The following is a 1136-nucleotide window of genomic DNA, read 5'->3' as shown; positions in this document are numbered from 1 at the left end:
GGGTTACCGGTCATTAGGTGTGTCTATAGATTGTGTTTTTGTTTGGTGTGGTGGGTGAAAGTCTGGTTTGGTTAGCTTTTTTAGCTATAGATTTAATGGTTGTTGTGTTTTCTTGAGTTTGTGTTAAGGGGTGTTTTGGTTGCCTTGGCTTATGCCAAAGCAACTACCGGTTCGTTCATGCCCGTCTTGTAAGGGGTGGCGGGTAAAGAAAAATGGTGTCACCTCGGCTGGCGCACCTAGGTACAGGTGTCTTGATTGCGGGGCGTGTCATACCAAACACAGACCGCAGGCAAGGGCTGGCAACACGTATGAAGCGTTTGTTTCCTACCTGTTAGGTAAACACGCTCACAGTGAGCTCGATCGCGGTAGTGATCGCAGTGTTCGACGCAACTTCACGTGGTGTTGGAACCCGCTAGTGCCTACTCCACCGGTCAGTGGTGAAGTATGTGATCAAGTCTTCATCGACGGGACGTATCTAAATGGTGGGTGGGTAGTCTTAATCGCTTGTACCACTACTAACGTATTGAACTGGCAAGTATGCGCTAAAGAAACCACAGCTGCCTACCAAGCCCTCCTAGCCCCGATAGCCCCACCTCTAATGGTGGTAACAGACGGGGCAAAAGGTGGTGAGCGTGCCATTAACAGTTTGCGGCCCACCACTAAGATTCAACGTTGCCTAGTCCATGTACACCGCAATAACATCACTGACCTGACTCGCAAGCCTAAAACTACTGCCGGCCAGGACCTCATGTACTTATCACGACAATTAACCCGCATCACCAATACCGAACAGGCCGCTAACTGGCTTACCACTCTGGCTGCGTTTTACAACCAATACGACCAATACCTAAAACAACGTACCTTCGCTAAAGACCTACCCCAAGCCCTTAGAAAGCCTGGGCGTAAATGGTGGTACACCCACGAACGTGACCGCCGCGTGTACTTCCGTCTCCAACGCCTAGCCAGAAAAGACCAACTATTTGCCTACCTGACCAACCCCACGCCAGCCCAAAACACTTCGACCTACAAGCCCCATGGGAAGACGGCCTATCAATCAGAAAAGGCTGGGCAGGCAAATACAAACCCTAAAACAACACGACACGCCACCAATAGACACACAAATTGTCCGGTAACCC

General features: G+C 50.4%; 1 protein-coding gene. It reads left to right on the top strand.

Annotated elements, in window-relative coordinates; genetic code table 11:
- Window positions 1-151 precede the first annotated feature (151 nt).
- Window positions 152-1136 (top strand): IS1249 family transposase (locus AC1EJZ_RS11175; protein WP_480294997.1); only part of this gene is annotated, 985 nt, incomplete at its 3' end.

The sequence above is a fragment of the Pauljensenia sp. C0170B5 genome, from assembly GCF_056590195.1.
This window is presented reverse-complemented; position numbering and strand designations above follow the sequence as displayed.